The organism is uncultured Campylobacter sp. (genome assembly GCF_938040115.1).
In the GTDB taxonomy this organism is placed as follows: domain Bacteria; phylum Campylobacterota; class Campylobacteria; order Campylobacterales; family Campylobacteraceae; genus Campylobacter_A.
Map to the genome: position 1 here is coordinate 1 of NZ_CALHXD010000094.1, position 3,672 is coordinate 3,672.

Below are 3,672 nucleotides of genomic sequence, written 5' to 3' on the forward strand. Positions count from 1 at the left end.
TGCGCGCGCTCGAGCAGGCCCATCGGGGTGTATTGGCTCAGTATCCAGTAGAGCTCTAAAACCTCTTTGACGTCGCTTTGCACCCAAAATACGCTCTTTTGCGGATCGATACCCAGCGACAAAAACGCGCTCGCCGCCTCATAGGTGTTTTGTTTTAGCTTCCCTGCGTCGGCGACCGAGGTCATCGCGTGGTAGTTTGCGATAAACATAAACATCTCGCTTTGCCTTTGCGCCTCAACCATTTGTTTGATCGAGGCGAAGTAGTTGCCTAGGTGTAGTTTGCCGCTTGGTTGCAAACCCGTTAGTACTCTCATTTTTCTCTCTTTCTTATTGCTGCGCGTTGTCTTTTGAGTGTCTTTGAATGAGTTTGCAAAAATTTAGCTCGGCGGACTATATGTCCAGCCTCCGCTAAATTTTTACTGCACAGCATTCAAATCCATCTCAAAATACTTCCGCTTTAAATTTTACAATCTGCAAATTTAAAAATTTTTTATCTATCTTTTTTGTTCTAAATTTTGCAATTCATTAAATTTAGACTCAAATTTTTAACTCACTTAAAAATTCGACGTTTACCGTTTAAATTTCAGCGATACAAACCGCTCCGAATTTTCACGCCGATACGGCCAAACGCTTTCGCATTAAATTTAAACCGCTCAAATTTAAAAAAGAAATTTAAAGCCGCAAATTTAAAATTTACGCTCAAATTTCAACCGAAATTTTACTTAGTCCTTTTTCTTGATTTTAGTTGCGCCTCGATCTCTTTTGCGACTTGCCCCAGCTCTTTGCCTTCGACGTCGATTATGAGATCGGCGACCCTTTTATACATCTTTTTTCTCTCGTTAAAAAGCTTTTTAGCCGCGTTTAAATCCTTTAAAAGCGGGCGTTTGGCGTAGTGCATCTGCGCTTCGCCGCTCTCGTCGATTCGCTTTAAAATCGCCTCAAAACTTGATTTTAGATAGATGATTTTTCCGATTTTTTTAAGGCCTTTAACCTTTGCAAAGCCGCCGCCAGCCGCGATCACCGAGGATTTTACGTTTTTGGCTAGCTTTTTAGCGAGTTTTGCCTCGCATTTTCTAAAATACTCCTCGCCTTTTTTCTCGAAAATTTCTCGGACTTTTAAATTTTGCTCGCTTTCGATCAGCTCGTCGGTGTCTAAAAACAGCTTGCCCGTTTTTTTCGCGATATGCCTTGCTACCGTGCCTTTGCCGACACCCATAAAGCCGATGAAAACTAAATTTTTACTCACTTTTTCCCTCGTTTTCCTCGTCTGAGCCGCTGCGATTTTTCGGGATCAACACGATTGGAGTGCCTGATAGTTCGAATTTCTCGCGCAGTTTGTTTGTTAGGTAGCGTTTGTAGCTAAAGTGCAGGGCGCGCGGACGGTTCATCACGAGCGCGATCTTAGGCGGCGCGAAACCAAACTGCACCGCGTAGTAAATTTTCACGCTTTTGCCCTTTTCGCGCGGTATCGGGTGCGCTTTTACCGCCTCTTCGATAGCTTCGTTTAGCCTTGCGGTTTGGATTTTTTGCGTGTAGTTTTTATAAACTTCTAAAATCAGCGGGTAAATTTTATGCACTCTTTTGCCGCCCAGAGCCGAGACGCTGATGATCGGCGCGTAGGCTAGAAATTTAAATTTATCCCTGATCTCGCGGCTAAATTTATCAAAATCTTCCTCGCTTTTGTCCCATTTGTTTAGCACGATTATGACGCCGAGCTCAAATTTAGCCGCAAGACCCGCGATGCGCTCGTCAAGCTCGGTTAGCGGTTCGGAGCTATCAAGCACCAAAAGCGCGATGTCGGCGAGCTCTAGCGCAGACTCGGTGCGGTTTAGCGCGTATCTTTCGATGCCTTCTATCTTGCCGCGTTTTCTGATGCCCGCGGTATCGACGAACTCAAAAACCCTATCCTCATAGACGAAAGTCTCGTTTACCGGGTCTATCGTCGTGCCGGCTATGTCGCTCACGACCGCGCGGGACTCCTTTACGAGCGCGTTTAGTAGCGAGCTTTTGCCGACGTTTACGCGTCCAATGATACCTACTTGGATATTTTTGCGTTCGTAATCCTCGCGAGCCGAAATTTCCCTAACCACCTCGCCGTCGTCGCCGAAATTTTCTAAAAACTCGTCCAGATCCTCGCCCATGTCGGGCCTGATCTCGTCTTTTAGCTGCTTATAGATCCAGTCTGCTAGCTCGTCGATGCCCGCGTTGTGGCTGACTGAAATAGCAAAGCTCGTTTTTGCGCCGAAATTTGCAAACTCGTAGCTTCGCAGCTCGTCTTTTTTGCTATCGACTTTGTTGATTACGAGCGCGGTCGGTAAATTTAGCTTTAAAAGCGCGTAGTATAGGGCTTTGTCCTCGTCGCTAGGCATCATTTTGCCGTCGACCATAAAGATTATGGCGTCCGAGCTTCTAGCTTCGGCTAGGGTTTTTGCCTTGACGTTTTTAAAGAGCTCGCTACTATCGTCCAGTCCGCCGCTGTCGATCAAAACGCAGCTTCTGTCGTAAATTTCTATAATCGTTTTGTTCGTATCTCGCGTCGTACCGCTAACGTCGCTGGTGATGGCTATACGTCTGCCGGCTAGGCGGTTAAAGAGCGAGCTTTTGCCGACGTTTGGCTTGCCGACTAAAATTATCTTTTGCAAAATTTTCCCTTAAAAATCCCGTTATATTTATGGCGAAGTTCGCCGCGTTAAATCCCAATTATACAAATTTTTTGCTTACATTGTTTATAAATTTAAGCCGTTTTGCACTACAATATGACCAAATTTAAAGGAAAAATTTTGTTTCGTAGATACGTTTTGCACCATTTGGGCGCTTATTATATGATCATCGCGTGTATGTTTTTTGCTGCCGTGGGCGGCTTTGCGAAGGTTTTGAGCGAGCAGATGTCTAGCATCGAGGTCGTATTTTTTAGAAACGCCGTCGGTCTTGCTATCGTGCTTTATGCGATTTACAAAAGGCCGCCGACGCACCAAAAGGGCGGGCAGTTTTGGGTGCTGATGTTTCGCGGATTTATCGGTACGATCGCGCTTTTTGCTCTTTTTTACAACATCGCTCATATAAATTTGGGCGCGGCCTATACTTTTCAAAAAACCAGCCCCATTTTCACGGCGATTTTTGCGGCTATTTTTTTAAAAGAAGCGCTTAGCAAAAAGGGCTGGAGCGCGATATTTCTTGGCTTTATCGGGATACTTTTTATCATCCAGCCAAATTTAGGCATCAGCAAAACCGACTGGCTGGGGCTTTGGAGCGGTGTGGGGGCGGCGCTTGCGATGCTTAGCGTCAGAACTCTGCGAAAAAGCTACGATACGAGCGTCATCGTGCTTAGCTTTATGGCGTGGGGAACGGCTCTGCCGATGCTTTTGATGGGGGTTGCCGAGTGGGCCCGATTTGAGCCTCTGGATTTTTTGCTTTCGCCGTTTGTGGCGCCAAATTTTAAAGGCGTAATCCTCATCGTGCTGATGGGGCTTGCGGGCTATTTTTTCCAGCTTTATATGACGAAGGCGTATGCGGCGAGCAAAAAGGCGGGCTCTGTCGCCGCGATAAGCTACATGGATGTCGTATTTTCGCTAGTAGTGGGCTTTTTTATGGGCGATACGCTACCTAATGCGGCGGCGTTTTTTGGTATAATGCTGGTCGTTATCAGCGGAATAATCGTAGCAAGGGAGAGAT

3 protein-coding genes and 1 pseudogene are annotated in these 3,672 nt (G+C 46.1%); 1 reads left to right on the forward strand and 3 read right to left on the reverse strand.

Annotated features, from left to right (window positions below):
- From Q0314_RS03385 to der, 3 genes and pseudogenes are all read right to left on the reverse strand, one after another.
- Nucleotides 1–314 (reverse strand): annotated as a pseudogene (locus tag Q0314_RS03385) (tryptophan--tRNA ligase); the annotation flags it as partial.
- 404 nt (nt 315–718) lie between these two features.
- On the reverse strand, nt 719–1,246 hold the full coding sequence (locus tag Q0314_RS03390) for a shikimate kinase (RefSeq protein ID WP_298056503.1): 528 nt from the start codon (nt 1,244–1,246) through the stop codon (nt 719–721).
- On the reverse strand, nt 1,239–2,642 hold the full coding sequence (gene der, locus Q0314_RS03395) for a ribosome biogenesis GTPase Der (protein ID WP_298056505.1): 1,404 nt from the start codon (nt 2,640–2,642) through the stop codon (nt 1,239–1,241). The genes Q0314_RS03390 and der overlap by 8 nt, the downstream gene beginning before the upstream one ends.
- A gap of 102 nt (nt 2,643–2,744) precedes the next feature.
- On the opposite strand from der, the gene Q0314_RS03400 reads away from it, so the two are divergent.
- Nucleotides 2,745–3,672 (forward strand): DMT family transporter (locus Q0314_RS03400; protein WP_298056508.1); only part of this gene is annotated, 928 nt, incomplete at its 3' end.